The organism is Streptomyces sp. NPDC006332 (assembly GCF_040612855.1).
Taxonomy (GTDB): domain Bacteria; phylum Actinomycetota; class Actinomycetes; order Streptomycetales; family Streptomycetaceae; genus Streptomyces.
Genome location: NZ_JBEXRA010000023.1, coordinates 103,395 through 119,046 on the forward strand (window position 1 = coordinate 103,395; position 15,652 = coordinate 119,046).

The following is a 15,652-nucleotide window of genomic DNA, read 5'->3' on the forward strand; positions in this document are numbered from 1 at the left end:
GCTCGTTAGGCGTCGGCGAGGAGGGGGTCGTACAGGGTGCCCGTGCGGCGGCCCGCCATGAAGGAGAGGAAGTCGCCCACGAAGGCGCTCCGGCCGTAGGCGCCGTCGGTGGTTGTGAGGTCGCGGTGGAAGGCGGTGCGGAAGAGGGTCCGGTACTCGTCCGCGTCGATGCTCCCGTTGCCGTCCTTGTCGGTGGCGTCGAAGAGGACCTCGGCAACGCGGATGAGCGCGGGTCCGGCGAGGGACGGGACGGCGGTGGCGTACTCCTCGGCGCTGACGCGGCCGTCGCCGTCCGTGTCGAGGGCGGCCTGGAGCTCGCGCCACCAGGCGGCGAAGGCGTCGTAGAGCCGGGCCTCCTCGGGTTCGTCCAGGTCGAGGCGGGTGGAGAGTTCGCGTGCCATGGCGGCGAGGTCAGGCCAGTCGAGGTGGCCGTCGCCGGTCTGGTCCAGCACTCGGCGGAAGAACTCCTCCGCCGAGCGTCGGTTCTCTTCTGAGCCCGCCGAAGGGGCCGGGTCGGGGGTGGTGTCGCCGCTCAGTGGTGTGAGGAGGCGGAGCAGGGCCGATGCCCGCTTCAGGCGGGCGCGCAGGGCGGTTACGGTGCGGGCGCGGGGGTCGTCGCTGTCCGGCGAGAGTGAGAGGGCTTCGATGATGCTTTCGGCGTTGATCCAGCCCTCGGGCAGGAATCGGGCGAGCCCGGCGGCGAGGTAGGCGCCCTGCATGAGGATTGGGGCGCCGGGCATCTCGGGCAGGCCGGCCCGGCGCCGGTAGGGCTCGGGGAGCGAGGCGACGGTGATCGCGCCGAGGAGCGGACCGGCGACAGCGCGGCCGGCCGCCCACAGTGTCGGCGCGCCGTCGAGCAGCGCAGGGGCGGGCAGGTGGTCGAAGAGCCGATAAAGGATGACGCGGGCCGCCTCGGTGTTCTCCAGCTCGTTTTCGACAACCCGGTCGAAGTATCGCCAGAAGTCGTTCAGGTCCTTGGGGAGTTCTGCGGCGTCGCCGTCGAGCGCGGCGAGGAAAACGCGGTACTCCGCGTACATCCGATCCATCGTGTCCTGGTCGAGCGGCTGGCCGCTCAGCCGGCACATGGTGACGGCGCTCTCGAAGAGGGTGGCGACCACCCAGGCGCGGGTCGCGCGGTCCATCGCGTCGTAGGCGCGGCCGCGGGAGTCGGAGCCGCTCATGCGGGCGTGCAGCCGGTTGAGTCGGGCGGCCTCCCGTTCGCGTACCGCCGGGTCGGTGCCGAACATGCGCCGCATGCTGAGGAAGGTGTTGCGCAGCCGGCGCCAGGGGTGGGCGACGAAGGTGGAGTTGTCGATGAGGGCGGCGCCGATCTGCGGGTGAGCGGCCTCCAGTACGGTGGCGCGGATCACGGCCAGGGCCCAGCGCGGGTCGTCGAAGAAGGCGCTGAACTGCGATTTCGGGCCGAACAGGGATGGCTCGTCGGCCGTTCCCGGGGATTCGGTGGTCATGAGGGGTCTCCATTCGTCCGGTGGGGCACGCCGCCGAAGCGGCGGTCGCGGCGCCGGTAGGTGCGCAGGCAGGAGAGGAAGTCGGGAGCCCGGAAGTCCGGCCAGAGCACTTGGGGGAAGACCCACTCGGCGTAGGCGACCTGCCAGAGCATGAAGTTGGAGATGCGCTGCTCACCGGAGGTGCGGATGACCAGATCCACATCGGGGGTGTCGGGGAAAGGCAGGTGGTCCGCGAAAAGCCGCTCGGTCACCTCGTCGGCGGGCGTCCCGCTGCGGATCAGCGACCTTGCGGCCTCGACGATGTCCCGGCGCCCGCCGTGGTCGAAGGCGACGGTCAGCGTCATCCCCCGGTTGTCGGCGGTCAGCACCGCCAAGTCGTCGAAGTCCTGGGCCAGTTCACGGGGAATGCGCGGGTCGGCTACCCCGAGGAAACGGCAGCGGATGCCGCGCGCGAGCAGCAGCGGCGCATGCTTGCGCACAACCCGGCGCACCAGACGCATCAGGAATTCGACCTCGGTGCCAGGGCGGTTCCAGTTCTCGGTGGAGAAGGCATACAGGCTGAGCCACTCCACACCGGCGGCCCGGGCCGCCTCGATGACGTCGATGACGGCGGTCTCCGCGGCCCGGTGACCCGCAGTACGGGGAAGCGAACGCCGCTGCGCCCAACGGCCGTTGCCGTCCATCACGCAGGCCACGTGCTGCGGCCCCGCACGCGCCGTCCCCTCGTCCCGCCGCTGCCCGCCGGGTCCGCCACCGCACTGTCGCCCGCCCGGCTGGTCCTCTGTCACCGCGCGTGCGCGTGGCACGCCGTGGTCCGTCACGCCCGGCCCCGCCCCGTCCGGAGCGGCACGACCGGTCGTACCGCGCTCGGTCACGCCCGCCCTGCCTCGCCGCTCCCGCCTCGCCCACGCCCCACCGGCGCGTTCCCTGCCGGGAGTCTGACAGCGCGAAAGGGCCCTGACCGGCCGAACGAGTGGCCGTCACCCTTGACTCGTACGATCGAATCTGTCCGAGCGCTAGCGCCGCGCCGTTGACTGGCAGCACAAGACCACCACCGCCATCGCCAGGCAGTACGGCACCGTCGTGGTCGAACAGCTCAACATCAAGAACATGGTCAAGTCCGCCCGGGCACCATCGGGGAACCCGGGAAGAACGTCGCCCAGAAGTCCGGCCTGAACCGCTCCATCAGCCAGGAGGCATGGGGCCGCACCGTGACGATGCTGACGTACAAGACCGCCCGCTGTGGCGGCGCCTTGCACAAGGTTCCCGCCCCCGGCACCTCCCTGCGCTGCTCAGCCTGTGGTTTCACCACGCCGGGCAGCCGGGAGGACCAGGCCCCGGGAGGGCAGTCGTCAGGCGTCCCCGTGGCGTCAAGCCCGCCACCGCAAGGTAGGCAGGAATCTCCCTCGTTACACGAGGGAGAGCACTTCAATGCTCACTACGCCGTGTCGGCTGGCCAGTCCGTTTTTGGCGGCGGAGGTGGGGTGTAGCGCGACCACCGCTCACCCGGGTGATCCGACGCGGCGCCCCGGAACCCTTCCACCAGTGCGCGCCCCATCAAGGCGGGCAAGGCCGATCACCTGCTCTGACCGGTGTCGTGTTGCTCGCGCTGGTGGGCCTCTGACCGTCCTCGCGAAGCCTGGTGACGAGGCCGGGGGTGGCGACCTCGATGCGGCGATCGAAGGCTGCCGCGGCTACTTCTCTGGCGCTCGTCGGATCCGTGCCCGGCCAGAGGTGGGTGAGCATGAGCCGGGCGGTGTCCGCCTGGTGGGCGTACTGGCCGGCCAGGCGGGCGGTCAGCAGGTACGGGGCGTCGGCGGTCGGTACCTGGTGGATGTACGTGGCTTCCGACAGGAACAGGTCGGCGCCTTGCGCGAGCCGCGAGATATCGGGGCTGGGGCCGGTGTCGCCGGTGTAGGCGAGGGTGGCCTCGGGCGTCGTGAGCCGAATACCCGCGTTGGGTACGAAGTGCGGCAGGAGCCAGGTATCGGTGGTGAAGGGGCCGATGTCGAACCGGTCGCCAGGGGCGAACCCGTGAAGGTGGTACGCCTTGGCGAGCATGCTCGGTTTGTCGAGCGCCAGAACGGCGTCGAGCGCGCCGTGCGGGGCGTAGAGGGGCAGGGCGGGCGGCGGGTCATCGCTCAGCCCCCGGGCCCGTAAGAGGGGGTTGAGGTCGGCGCAGTGGTCGGGGTGCCCATGGCTGACGAGCACGGCGTCGACCGCGTCGACGGTGCTGTGCTGGAGCAGGAGCGGCAGGGTGGCGTATCCGGGGTCGATGAGCAGGCGGAATCCGGCGTGTTCGACGAGGTAGCCGCTGCATGCCTGGACCGCTGTGGGCCACGCGCCGCAGCCACCGAGAACTGTCAGTTGCATGACAGGAGACCCTAGCGATACGTCTTGGCCGTGGGCAGGTGATTTTCCCGAGCATGGGAGGAGAGGGCAGCGGCGCCTCGAACTGCGGGCGTGGCGCCGAAACGGACCCGCGCCCCGCAGATCCGGATACGTCCGGGACGGCTAGAACGACCCGCAGCCCGTACCCTTCGTCAGGCAGTCCAGCGCGTCACCACGGACGGTGATACGTACCCGCTGCCCCGCGCCGCTCGGTGAGGCTGGCAGGCCCAGGCCCACCTGGGATGTCGACCGAGCGCTGGCTGTACGCCTTCTTCTCCTGAACCTGTCCGGCGGTGTGGGCCGTCCGCATGCGCACGGCATGCGATTCCAACTCGGCGATGTCCAGGAGTCCGGGGGCGAGGGCTCCGCGATAACGCTCCCACCAGCCCCGCCCGTTGATGCGGGCCAGGCTCACCAAAGCCAACCACCTTGCCATCGACCGCGATCACCCGTCGCACCGGCCCTCGACGCCCGCCAGGCGATCCAAGTCGTGCGGTGGCGACGCGACTTGAGCACCGGGAAGCTGACCATCGAGCGCGTCTACCTGATCACCAGCCTGGGTGTCTTCGACGCCACCTGCACCGAGCCCGCCACCTGGATCAGAGGCCACTGGAAGATCGAGAACCTCCTGCACCACGTGCGGGACCGCGCGTTCCGCGAGGACGACTCCAAGGTCCGCACCGGCACCCTGCCGCGCGCCATGGCCTCCCTGCGCAACCTCGCCATCAGCGTCTTCCGCCAGGACGCGGCCAGACCAACATCGCCGCCGACCTCCGCCGCACCAGCCGCGACTACCACCGACCCCTCCGAGCCCTCGGTCTCACGTGACGAACCCAGACAGATCTCGATCATGCAATGACCCTGATCAGTTTCCTGGCACCATTCCGGGGAGGAAATCCTGGATTAATCTGATCAACGGATTCGCAGACCTGCTCAGAATCCGCCACACGGCCTTTAGAGAAAGGGTCGAACCTTTTCTTCCAGCCGTCCGTGGAGGCCGCGAAATAGGGGACCCTCGCCTCGAGGGAATGGAGGTCTCGCCTGGATAGAGTGAAAGTCGCTCATTGACAGCGAGACGGTTCCCTGGAGGTATTCGTGACCACACCCGACAAGAATCATCAGTTGCTGATCGAAAACGTCGTCTCGGCCGCTGCGGCGCCCGCATCGGAGATCTCCGCGCGAGTCGCCGAACTGGGTCCGGCTGCCGTCGCGGAGGTGGTCCTGGCCGAGGTGACGGGCCGTACCGCCCTGCTGCCCGGGCCGACCGAGCAGGTACTCATCCAGTGCCACTTCGCCTTCGGCTCGGCTCGAGTCGACTGCGTCGTCCACCTCGGCCCGGAGAAGATCGCCATCGAGGCGGGCAGTAGCGAGGACGCCCAGGCCACGATCAAGCAGGATCTGGTCGATCTGCTGCGGGAGGTCTTCGGCCCCGCGGGCAACCACGGCGCGACACGCGAGGTGTCGATCAGGGAGGGCGAGACCTTCCCGGCCATGGACCCGGCCGATCCGGTGACCCGCCGACGTGCCGAAACTGTCGCCGCACTCCGGCAGTTGCTGGACGCCCTGGGGCAGCACCGTCGCAGCCTGACCGACCTGGCCGTCGCATTCGGGTCCGACAAGTGGGGCGCGCACTGGTACACCCCGCTGTACGAACGGTACTTCGAGCCCTACCGCGAGCAGCAGGTGAAGGTGCTGGAGATCGGTGTCGGCGGCTACAAGGCCGTTGACGCCGGTGGGGAGTCGCTGCGCATGTGGAAGCACTACTTCCGGCGCGGGATGATCTACGGGCTCGATCTCTTCGACAAGAGCGGTCTTGCCGAACCCCGCGTCCAGCTCCTGCAGGGCGACCAGGGCGATCAGCAATTCCTTGAGGCGTTGGCCCGGGAGCACGGGCCGTTCGACATCGTGATCGACGACGGAAGCCACATCAGTGACCATGTCATCGCCTCGTTCCACGCGCTCCTCCCGCATGTGCGTCCCGGCGGGATGTACGTGGTTGAGGACCTCCAGACCTCCTATTGGCCGGACTGGGGCGGGAATCCCGACCCCAAGGCCTCCGGCACCTCGATGAGCATGATCAAGTCACTGCTGGACGGCTTGAACCACCAGGAACAGATGCGGGAGGGCGGCCCCGCTCCCCTCCTCACGGAGCGGTTGGTGACCGGCGTGCACGCGCATCACAACATCGTGTTCATCGACAAGGGACTGAATACCGAAGAGCGTTGGCCGCCGAGTCGTTGGTTCGCGGGCACTGGCTCGGCAGACTGACCGCGAACGAGCGGCCGGGCGATTCCGTGTTCGCACGCGGTGACGCCCGGATCCGTCGCGACGACATCGCCTGACGGCCGGCGAACGCGTCCGGCCGGAGCGGGTGGCACCGTGGCCCTGGCGGGGGGGCGAACACCCTGGCCAGGGCCACACTGACAGACATGTCGGGCTGTCACTGGACGAAAAACCTTGGCATCTGGATCCACCACGTCCGGGATCATCACGCTAGTCGAGGGCAGCGCCGCACTCACACCAGCGCCGCCCCGGCCTCACGTCCGGCCTACGGCAGACCGTGCACGTGCGGCCCCACCGCCCCAGACCAAGCGTTCCCCGCCCGCGCATCCCAGTTGGTCGACCAGGTCATGGCCCCCCGCAGCTCCGGATACGTCCGCGACGGCCTGAACGACCCGCACCCCGTCCCCTTCGTCAGGCAGTCCAGCGCGTTGTTCACCACGGACGGGGAGACATACCCGCTGCCCGCGCCGCTCGGTGACGCCGGGAGGCCCAGGCCCACCTGGGACGGGGAGAGGCCGCCCTCCAGCTGGATGCAGGCCAACGCCGTGAGGAAGTCGACCGAGCCCTGGCTGTAGACCTTGCCGTCGCAGCCGAGCATGGAACCGCTGTTGTAGTACTGCATGTTGACGACCGTGAGGATGTCCTTCAGGTTCAGCGCGGTCCGGAAGTAGGCGTTGGACGTCGACTGCATGTCGATCGTCTGGGGGGCCATGGTCAGGACCAGGGACGGGCCCGCCTTGGACGACAGAGAGCGCAACGCCTGCGTCATGTACGTCGCGTTGAGGCCGTTCTCCAGGTCGATGTCGACGCCGTCGAAGCCGTACGTCTGCATCAGGGCGTGGACCGAGTTCGCGAAGTTGGTCGCGGACGTCGAGTCGTTCACCGACACCGCGCCGCGCTCGCCGCCGACCGAGACGATGACCTTCTTGCCCGCCGCCTGCTTCGCCTTCACGTCCGCCTTGAACTGGTCGACGGTGTAGCCGCCGAGGCCGGCCGAGTCGAGGGTGAAGGTGACGGCGCCCGGCGTCGTGGTGGCGTCCGCGAAGGCCACCGCGATGATGTCGTACTGGGACTGGACGTCCGAGAGTTTCTGCACCGTGGCGCCGTTGTTGAAGTTCTGCCAGTAACCCGTCACGGCGTGCTTGGGCAGGGATCCCCCGCCGCCCGAGGAGGCCGTCGTGCGGCCCGTCACCGTCGCCGACTTCGCCGACTCGCCCGCCGCGTTCGTCGCCGTGACCTGGAAGGTGTACGACGTGGAGGCCGCGAGGCCGGTCACCGTCGCCGAGGTTCCGGTCACCGCCGTGGCCTTCGTGCCGTTGCGGTAGACGGTGTAGCCGGTGGCGCCGGAGACCGTGCTCCAGGACAGGGAGATGGACGCGGAAGCCGTCCCGGTCACGGCGAGTCCGGTCGGTGTCGCCGGGATCGTCGGGTCGGGGTCGCCGCCACCGCCGCCGTCCGGGCCGTACAGCGACACGTCGTCCGCGTAGTACGCCGCCTGTCCGTACCAGCCGTGGGTGTACACCGTCACCGAGGTCGTCGAGGAGCCCGTGGTGAAGGTAGTCGACAGCTGCTTCCAGGAGGAGGAGTCCGGGGTCCAGGTCGACACGTCGGTCGTGCCCGTGCCGGTGGCACCCAGGTAGGCGTACCCGCCCCGCACCCAGGCGCTCAGGGTGTACGTCGAGTTGGGCTTGACCGCGACCGTCTGGGTGCACCGTGCGTTGTCCTGGCCGGCCGGCGTCGCCCGCAGCGCGGCCGAGCCGCCGTGTACCGGGGAGGTGACGGTCGTACCGCTCCCGGCGGAGCAGGCCCAGTTGGCCAGTCCCGACTCGAAGCCGGCGTTCTTCACGTTGTTGACGTCCGCGGCGGACGCCTGGCCCGCGACGGCGACCGTGAGTCCGATGGCGACAGAGAAAGCGAGCATCGCGGTCAGAGATCGGGCGAGGGTCCGTAACCGTCTGGGTTCGTGGCGATGTCCGGGCATGCCTGTTTCGCGGCGCACTGGTGCCTCCGGTGGGGGAGAGGGGCATGGGACGACGGTGGCCACCGCTGTGCCTACAAGTTGGTCCAGACCAATTCACCTGTCAAGGGTTCCGGCGGTCCGGCGGTCGCGGCGGCCTCATCGATCTCGGCGGTGGCCTCATCGATCTCGGTGGTTTCGTCGCGAGGGCGGGGTCAACTCGCCCGACGTGCACGAGAGGTCGTGGCAAGTGCGCCCCATCTGCACGGAAATAAGCCCCTTTTGGGTCCTCAAGGGGACCGAGAAGTCACGGAAACGCTGTTCTCCGGCCACACATGCGTGGATAAAGTGCTCAGGAAGTCACGCAGTGAAGTCAACCGGGCGGGCCGGAGTGACGCCGGGCGGGCTCATGGGCATGGGATTCGGGGAGCTGCGCGTGCCAACTGTCATTGCCGTGACCAGCGCCGACATGGCGCTGCCGCCGCAGGACGATCGAACCATGCCTGCCGCCGTGCTGCCGGACCTGGACCGTCAGCCGCTCGACCAGTCGCTGGCCGCTCTGCAGACGCTCATCGAACAGCACGGGCATGTGATCGTCGTGTGCTCGCAGGCCGTGCCCCGGGAGGTCGAGCGGCGACTGCTCACCGTCCGTTCCCTCCTGGAAACCGACCGGATTGCTCTTTTCCGGCCTGATCTGCCGCCCCTCGGACTCGCCGTCCTGGCCCGCCAGTTGCGGCAGCTCGCCTCCTGCGACCTGAGCCCCGGCGTGCTCGCCTCGGCCGCCCGGCTGCTCACCCACTACCTGCACGCGGGGGCGCTGCTCGGCTCCGTCGCCAAGCTCGACCGCGTCCCGGTGGGCCTGAAGTCGCACGCCAAGTCCTGGATGCCGGGCAGTCAGTTCGGTGTCCTCGCCCACCCGCAGCCGCAGCTCGTCCGCATCGGACCGGGCGCGACCCTCGCGGGACCGGAGTTCACCACCTCGATGCTGGTCGCCCGGGGGCAGCTCCAGTCCGACTGGGTCAGCGCGACCCTGGCCAAGTCCTGGAGCGTCCAGGGGCTGCGTGAGGCGCCGCTGCCCGCCGAGTCCGCGCTGTGGTGGGGCACCGGCCGACTGATCGAGTTCTGCACCTTCCTGCCGGACCTGTCGGTGCTCTACCAACTGGTCACCTCGGTACGGCAGAACACCTGCCACTGGTGCGGCATCGAGGTCATCGGCGATCGCTGCGTCTTCTGCTCCGCGACGGCGCCCGTGTCGCCGGCGACACCCGGATCACCCACAACACCCGCATCCGCGACGCCCGCGTCATCCGGATCCTCGCTGTCCCACGTATCACCCGTGTACGGGAACCAACTCCCCGCCGGGTGATCCGGGCCGGCCGACCCGGACCCGTACCGCCCGCCCCGCCAGACCCACACTCCGCCAGACCCAACCCCCCGACGAGGTCGTACGGTTCATGAACTCCCGTCAGCGCCGCGGCGTGATACTCCTGCTTCTGTCGGTCCTGTGCGCGCTCGGCGCCTTCGCCGGCGTGCTGTCCGTCATCAACGACGTGAAGTCCAAGGTCGGACCCGAGGTCACCGCGTACCGGCTGAAGTCCGACGTGAAGCCCTACACCAGCCTCAGCGCAAGCCAGTTCGAGAAGACCGAGATGCCCGAGCGCTGGCTGCCGGACACCGCGGTCACCGACCTCTCCCGGATCCGCGGCAAGATCGCCGTGACCACGCTGCGGGAAGGCTCGCTGCTGCAGAGCGACATGATCGTCGACCAGCCCGCCCTGCGGCCGGGGCAGCAGGAGGTCGCCATCATGATCGACGCGGCGACCGGTGTGGCGGGAAAGATCACGGCGGGTGCGTCGGTCAACGTGTACGCCACCTTCGAGGGGCAGCGGGAGGTCGATCCCGACCAGTCCAAGATCATCGTGACCAACGCCCGGGTCATCGACGTCGGCGAGATTCCCGTGCTCAAGCCGGACACGGATGACCGCACCCGGCAGGAGACCAAGGCCGTCCCGATCACCTTCGCGCTCACCACCCTCGACGCCCAGCGCATCACGTATGCCGAGTCGTTCGCCAAGGAGGTCCGGCTCGCGCTCGTCGCACCCGGCACCGACACCACCGTCCCGGAGCAGGAACGCAGCTACGAACTCGCCAAGGACAAGTGAGAGGCCGTCATGCCCACGAGGATCCTCCCGGCGGTCGGCGACGCGGACGCGGCCCGGTCCATCACCACACTGCTCAGCCAGCTCCCGGACGCCGAACCGCTCTCCCCGGTGGTCGACTCCACCCAGCTCATCGACACCCTCGCCCGCCTCGCCACCGAGTCGATCGACGAACTGCCCGAAGTGGTGGTCGTACACGAACGCATCGGTCCGGTCCCGGCCCTGGAACTCATCCGCGAGGTCGCCCTCCGCTTCCCCGCCGTCGGGGTCATCCTCGTCACCTCCGACGCCAGCCCCGGCCTCTTCCAGGCCGCCATGGACTACGGCGCCCGTGGCCTGATCGCCCTGCCGCTGGGCTACGAGGAACTGGCCAGCCGCGTCCAGGCGGTCGCCCAGTGGTCGGTGGGCGTCCGGCGTCATCTGGGTGCGGGTGGGGACGTGTTCACCGGCGTCGGCGGCACCGTCGTCACGGTCAGCGGGGCGAAGGGAGGCGTGGGGTCGACCCTCACCGCCATCCACCTCGCCCTCGCCGCCCAGGCGTCGGGACGCAGCACGGCCCTGCTCGACATGGATCTGCAGACCGGGGACATCGCGTCCTACCTGGACGTCCAGTTCCGCCGCTCGGTCGTCGACCTCGCCGCCATCACCGACATCTCGCCCCGCGTCCTCGCCGACGCCGTCTTCCCCCACGACACCGGCGTCGCGCTGCTGCTCGCCCCCGGTGAGGGGGAACGCGGCGAGGAGGTCACCGACCGCGCCGCCCGCCAGATCGTCAGCGCCCTGCGCTCCCGCTACGAGGTCGTCGTCGTGGACTGCGGCGCCCAGCTCGGCGGCGCGGGCGCCGCCGCCGTGGAGATGGCGGACACCGCCCTGCTGGTCACCACACCCGACGTGGTCGCCGTCCGCGGCGCCAAGCGGACCGTGCGGATGTGGGACCGGCTGCAGATCCGCAAGGCCGAGGAGACGACCGTCGTCGTCAACCGCCACACCCGCGGTACGGAGATCCAGCCCCCGCTGATCCAGAAGATCACCGGCACGGCGGTCGCGGGCATCGCGATCCCCGCCAACTTCAAGGAACTCCAGAGCGCGGTGGACGCCGGCCGCGTCCACGAACTCGACGGCAAGAGCACGGTGAAGCAGGCCCTGTGGGCCCTCGCGGCCGAACTGGGCCTGGTCAAGGGCCCGGACAGCCCCGGTCACCGGGCAGGCCGGATGCGCGGCGGCGACCGGGCCGCGGTCGGCTTCCGGCGACGCCGTGAGCTGGGGAACTAGCGATGCGCCGGCCGGGGTGGAGGGACGCCGTGCTGCGGAGGGACGACGGCCAGGTCACCGTCGAGTTCCTCGGCATGACCCCGCTGATCCTCATCACCCTGGTACTGATGTGGCAGTTCGTGCTGCTGGGATACACGTTCACGCTCGCGGGGAACGCCGCGGACGAGGCGGCGCGGGCTGGCACCGAGGTCCCGGCAGGGGAGCGGCAGGGGGCGTGCGCCCAGGCGGGCCTGGAACAGCTGCCGGACGCGTGGAGCGGTGAGGTGCAGTGCGTGACCGAGGGCGGCTACGTCAAAGCCACCGTGCGGCTCCAGGTCCCGGTCCTCTTCCCGGGCTCGATCGGCTTCCCCTTCGAGGTCACGGGCCACGCCGGCGCCGTCGAGGAGGTGAAGGACTGAGATGCCGTACGACGGGAAACGCCACGGCGGGCGCGGGGCTCGCCGCGACCGCGGTCAGGTCGCCCTGGAGTACCTCGGGTTCATCCCGATCCTGGTCCTCGTGGCGATGGCGGGCGTACAGATCGGGCTGATCGCCTACACCGCTCAGCAGGCCGGCACGGCGGCCCGGGCGGGTGCGCGGGCGGCCTCGCTCCAGGAGAGCGCCCAGGAGGGGTGCGCGAACGCGGTCAGCGACTGGCTGAGCGTCACGTGCTCCGCCGCCGAGGGTGGTGACACGGTCACCGTCACCGCCACCGTCCAGATCCCGTCGATCGTCCCCGGCTGGGACTTCGACCCCGCCCAGAAGACCGCCACCATGCCGCTCGACCACCCGCTCGACGACTGAGGAACCACCCATGAGCCTGCGGTCACGCATCAACTCCCCCGAAGACAACGGCAGCCGGGGCGAGGACGGCCATCTGGTCGCCTCCTACCGGTCCAAGCTGCTGGAGGAGATCGACCTCGCGGAGATGAGCACGCTGGCGGCGGCCGAGCGCAGGGCGCGCCTCGAGCGGGTGCTCGGGCACATCATCAGCCGGGAGGGCCCCGTCCTGTCGACGGTGGAGCGCTCGCAGCTGATCCGCAGGGTGGTCGACGAGGCACTCGGGCTCGGCATCCTCGAACCGCTGCTGGAGGACGCGTCGATCACCGAGATCATGGTGAACGGACCGGACTCGATCTTCGTGGAGCGCGGCGGCAAGGTGGAACAACTGCCGCTCCGCTTCCCGTCCCACGACCAGCTGATGCAGACCATCGAACGGATCGTGTCCACGGTCAACCGGCGGGTGGACGAGTCGAACCCGATGGTCGACGCCCGGCTGCCGTCCGGCGAGCGCGTCAACGTGATCATCCCGCCGCTGTCGCTGACCGGCGCCATCCTCACCATCCGCCGCTTCCCGCGCTCCTTCACGCTCAGCGAACTGGTCGGCTTCGGCTCGCTCGACGAGCACATGCTGTATCTGCTGGCGGGCCTGGTGCAGGCGCGGTTCAACATCATCGTGTCCGGGGCGACGGGCACCGGTAAGACGACCCTCCTGAACGCTCTGTCGGGTCTCATCCCCGACGGCGACCGCATCATCACCATCGAGGACTCGGCCGAACTCCAGTTGCAGCAACGGCACGTGGTCCGGCTGGAGTCCCGTCCGGCGAACGTCGAGGGCAAGGGCCGTATCACCATCCGCGACCTGGTCCGCAACTCGCTGCGCATGCGCCCCGACCGGATCGTGGTCGGTGAGGTCCGCGGCGGCGAGTCGCTCGACATGCTCCAGGCGATGTCGACGGGCCACGACGGCTCACTGGCGACCGTGCACGCCAACAACGCCGAGGACGCGCTGATGCGGCTGAAGACGCTGGCGTCCATGTCCGAGGTGGAGATCCCCTTCGAGGCGCTGCACGACCAGATCAACAGCGCCGTCGACGTCATCATCCAGCTCACCCGGTTCGCCGACGGCGTCCGCCGGATCACTGAGATAGCGGTGCTCGACAGCCACGGCAGCGAGCCGTACCGCCTGGCTTCCGTCGCCCGCTTCGACGCCCGGCCGATGGCCGCCGACGGCCGGATATACGGGGCCTACCAGCACTTCCCGCTGCCGCGCCGGACCGCCGACCGCCTCTACATGGCGAGCCAGCCCATGCCGCAGGCCTTCGGCGTGGCCCAGTCCGCAGATCAGCTAGCCATCCGAGAAGCCAGGTAGGACCGACCCCATGGATCTTGAGACCCTCGTCCCGCTCACTCTCGGCGTCACCCTGCTGACCTGCGTACTCACCGTCATCGGTGTGCACACCTACGCCAAGGGCAAGGCACAGCGGGCCGCGCTGGTGGAGCGGCTGACGTCCGCCGGGCAGATATCCGCCACCGGCAGACGGCGCCGCTTCCCCAACCTGGACCGCCGGCTGCGGCGGACCCGGACGGGCCGGAAGCTGGAACTGCGGCTGGCGGCGACCGGCATGGACATCACGCCCGGCGAGTTCTTCGCCGCGATGCTGGCCGCGGTGGCCGGCCTGTGGCTGGTCGGGCAGGCGGCCCTGGCCCCCTTCTTCGGGCCGATCGCCGGGCTGCTGGGCATCTGGGCGGCTATGCAGTTCCTCACCTGGCAACGGCAGAAACGCATCGAGAAGTTCATCAACCAACTTCCGGAGATGGCCCGCATCCTGGCCAACGCCACCCAGGCGGGCCTCGCCCTGCGCACCGCGATCGGCATGGCCGCCGAGGAGCTGGAGGCACCAGCGGGCGAGGAACTCGCCAAGGTCGACAACCAGTTGGCGATGGGCGCCACCATGGACGATGCGCTCGGCGAGATGGCCGAACGTCTCCCGTCCCGTGAACTGGTCGTCCTGGTCACCACGTTGGTCCTGTCCAACCGGGCGGGCGGCCAGGTGGTGAGCGCGCTGCGGAACCTGACGGAGACGCTGGAGGAACGCAAGGAGACCCGGCGCGAGGTCCGCACCCAGCTGTCCCAGGTGAACATGACGTCGTACGCGGTGCCGGTGCTCGGCATCGGCTCGCTGTTCCTGATGAACGGGGTGAAGGACGGCGCCCTGGACCGGATGACCGGCTCACCGCTCGGCCAGGCGGCGGTGATCGTCGCGTTCGGCCTGTACACCGTCGGCTTCGTCCTCATCCGCCGCCTGTCGCGGATCGACGTCTGAACGGCTGGAAGGGACTGGACACATGGCACTCCTGCTGGCCCTGCTGATGGGCCTCGCCGTCTGGGGCGTCTTCACCGGCGTCCGCATGTACCGGGCGGAGGCGAAACTCCCCAGCGACCTGGTGCTGGCCCTGGAGGTCGGCGCCACCCGCACCGGCGCGGTCGACTCGCTGATCGACCGCCTCGGCATGCGCTACGCCCCCGCCGTGCTACGGCTGATGGGCCCCAAGCAGGTCGCGAGGTACCGCCGCAAGATCGACCTGGCCGGCAACCCAGGCGGCCTCACCATCGACCGCTACGCGGCGCGCCGCGCGGTCTACGGCTTCCTCGGCGGGCTCGGTTTCCTGGTGTTCCTGCTCCGCGGGCAGTACCTGGTGGCCCTGTTGCTGCTGGCGTTCGGCGCGTTCTGGACGGAGGTCGGCATCTGGTCGGCGATCCGGATCCGCAAGGACGTGATCGAGCGGACCCTGCCGGACTTCCTGGACGTCCTGGCGGTCGTGGTGAGCGCGGGCCTCGGCTTCCGCCAGGCACTGGACCGCGTCGCCTCGAAGTACGAGGGCCCCTGGGCGGACGAACTGCGCATCACGCTGCGCCAGATGGACCTCGGGGTGAGCCGCCGCGAGGCCTTCGCGGAGCTGCGCCGCAGGAACGACTCCGAGCAGGTCGCGATGTTCGTGACGGCGCTCCAGCAGGGGGAGGAGCTGGGGGCGCCGATCGTCGACACACTCGTCTCCCTGGCGAAGGACATGCGCCGCACCGACGCCCAGAACGCCCGCCGCAAGGCCGCCCGAGCGGTACCCAAGGCCACCATGATGATCACGACGTTCATGGTCCCGGCCACGATGATCCTGCTGGGGGCGGGGTTGCTGCTGGGGTCGGGAACGGACTTCGGGTCGATCACCGGGAAGTAGGGGGTGGGGGAGAGACGACGGGACGTGAGGTGAGAGGGGCCGAGAGGTGAGGGTGAGCGAGAGGTGAGGGGGAACGCGCGGATGAGGGCGAGGACGGGAGCCGGGCGTAGGCGACGGGCGGCCGG

General features: G+C 69.7%; 14 protein-coding genes and 1 pseudogene. 10 read left to right on the plus strand and 5 right to left on the minus strand.

The window, feature by feature from the left end; all coding sequences use genetic code 11:
- Positions 1–5 precede the first annotated feature (5 nt).
- The 4 genes and pseudogenes from ABZ027_RS21850 to ABZ027_RS21865 all read right to left on the minus strand — a co-directional run.
- Positions 6–1,469, minus strand: a complete 1,464-nt coding sequence (locus ABZ027_RS21850; protein WP_356770754.1) for an oxygenase MpaB family protein — start codon at positions 1,467–1,469, stop codon at positions 6–8.
- Positions 1,466–2,164, minus strand: a complete 699-nt coding sequence (uppS, locus tag ABZ027_RS21855; protein WP_356770838.1) for a polyprenyl diphosphate synthase — start codon at positions 2,162–2,164, stop codon at positions 1,466–1,468. The genes ABZ027_RS21850 and uppS overlap by 4 nt, the downstream gene beginning before the upstream one ends.
- Positions 2,165–3,026: 862 nt before the next feature.
- Positions 3,027–3,842: an MBL fold metallo-hydrolase gene (locus ABZ027_RS21860; protein ID WP_356770756.1), complete on the minus strand. Its 816-nt coding sequence runs from the start codon at positions 3,840–3,842 to the stop codon at positions 3,027–3,029.
- A gap of 310 nt (positions 3,843–4,152) precedes the next feature.
- A pseudogene (locus tag ABZ027_RS21865) lies at positions 4,153–4,281 on the minus strand (transcriptional regulator); the annotation flags it as partial.
- An 87-nt stretch (positions 4,282–4,368) separates the two neighbouring features.
- On the opposite strand from ABZ027_RS21865, the gene ABZ027_RS21870 reads away from it, so the two are divergent.
- Both ABZ027_RS21870 and ABZ027_RS21875 read left to right on the plus strand, forming a co-directional pair.
- A complete protein-coding gene (locus ABZ027_RS21870; RefSeq protein WP_356770758.1) occupies positions 4,369–4,719 on the plus strand; it encodes a hypothetical protein in 351 nt (116 codons plus the stop codon).
- A 236-nt stretch (positions 4,720–4,955) separates the two neighbouring features.
- The gene (locus tag ABZ027_RS21875; RefSeq protein WP_356770759.1) at positions 4,956–6,128 is read left to right on the plus strand and encodes a class I SAM-dependent methyltransferase; all 1,173 of its coding nucleotides are present in this window, start codon (positions 4,956–4,958) and stop codon (positions 6,126–6,128) included.
- Positions 6,129–6,408: 280 nt separating this feature from the next.
- On the opposite strand, the gene ABZ027_RS21880 is transcribed toward ABZ027_RS21875, so the two are convergent.
- Entirely contained in the window at positions 6,409–8,064 is a 1,656-nt protein-coding gene (locus ABZ027_RS21880) for a glycoside hydrolase family 18 protein (RefSeq protein ID WP_356770761.1), read from the minus strand.
- A 451-nt stretch (positions 8,065–8,515) separates the two neighbouring features.
- On the opposite strand from ABZ027_RS21880, the gene ABZ027_RS21885 reads away from it, so the two are divergent.
- From ABZ027_RS21885 to ABZ027_RS21920, 8 genes are all read left to right on the plus strand, one after another.
- Complete coding sequence (locus ABZ027_RS21885; RefSeq protein ID WP_356770840.1) at positions 8,516–9,466, plus strand: hypothetical protein; 951 nt, start codon at positions 8,516–8,518, stop codon at positions 9,464–9,466.
- A gap of 88 nt (positions 9,467–9,554) precedes the next feature.
- The gene (cpaB, locus tag ABZ027_RS21890) at positions 9,555–10,262 is read left to right on the plus strand and encodes a Flp pilus assembly protein CpaB (protein ID WP_356770763.1); all 708 of its coding nucleotides are present in this window, start codon (positions 9,555–9,557) and stop codon (positions 10,260–10,262) included.
- Positions 10,263–10,271: 9 nt separating this feature from the next.
- Entirely contained in the window at positions 10,272–11,531 is a 1,260-nt protein-coding gene (locus ABZ027_RS21895; protein ID WP_356770765.1) for an AAA family ATPase, read from the plus strand.
- 2 nt (positions 11,532–11,533) lie between these two features.
- The gene (locus tag ABZ027_RS21900) at positions 11,534–11,929 is read left to right on the plus strand and encodes a TadE family protein (protein ID WP_356770767.1); all 396 of its coding nucleotides are present in this window, start codon (positions 11,534–11,536) and stop codon (positions 11,927–11,929) included.
- Between the two features lies 1 nt (position 11,930).
- Complete coding sequence (locus tag ABZ027_RS21905) at positions 11,931–12,314, plus strand: TadE/TadG family type IV pilus assembly protein (RefSeq protein WP_356770769.1); 384 nt, start codon at positions 11,931–11,933, stop codon at positions 12,312–12,314.
- A 10-nt stretch (positions 12,315–12,324) separates the two neighbouring features.
- Positions 12,325–13,662, plus strand: a complete 1,338-nt coding sequence (locus ABZ027_RS21910; RefSeq protein WP_356770771.1) for a CpaF family protein — start codon at positions 12,325–12,327, stop codon at positions 13,660–13,662.
- Between the two features lie 10 nt (positions 13,663–13,672).
- Positions 13,673–14,617: a type II secretion system F family protein gene (locus ABZ027_RS21915; protein WP_356770773.1), complete on the plus strand. Its 945-nt coding sequence runs from the start codon at positions 13,673–13,675 to the stop codon at positions 14,615–14,617.
- A 22-nt stretch (positions 14,618–14,639) separates the two neighbouring features.
- A complete protein-coding gene (locus tag ABZ027_RS21920) occupies positions 14,640–15,527 on the plus strand; it encodes a DUF5936 domain-containing protein (protein WP_356770775.1) in 888 nt (295 codons plus the stop codon).
- The last annotated feature ends 125 nt before the right edge of the window (positions 15,528–15,652 follow it).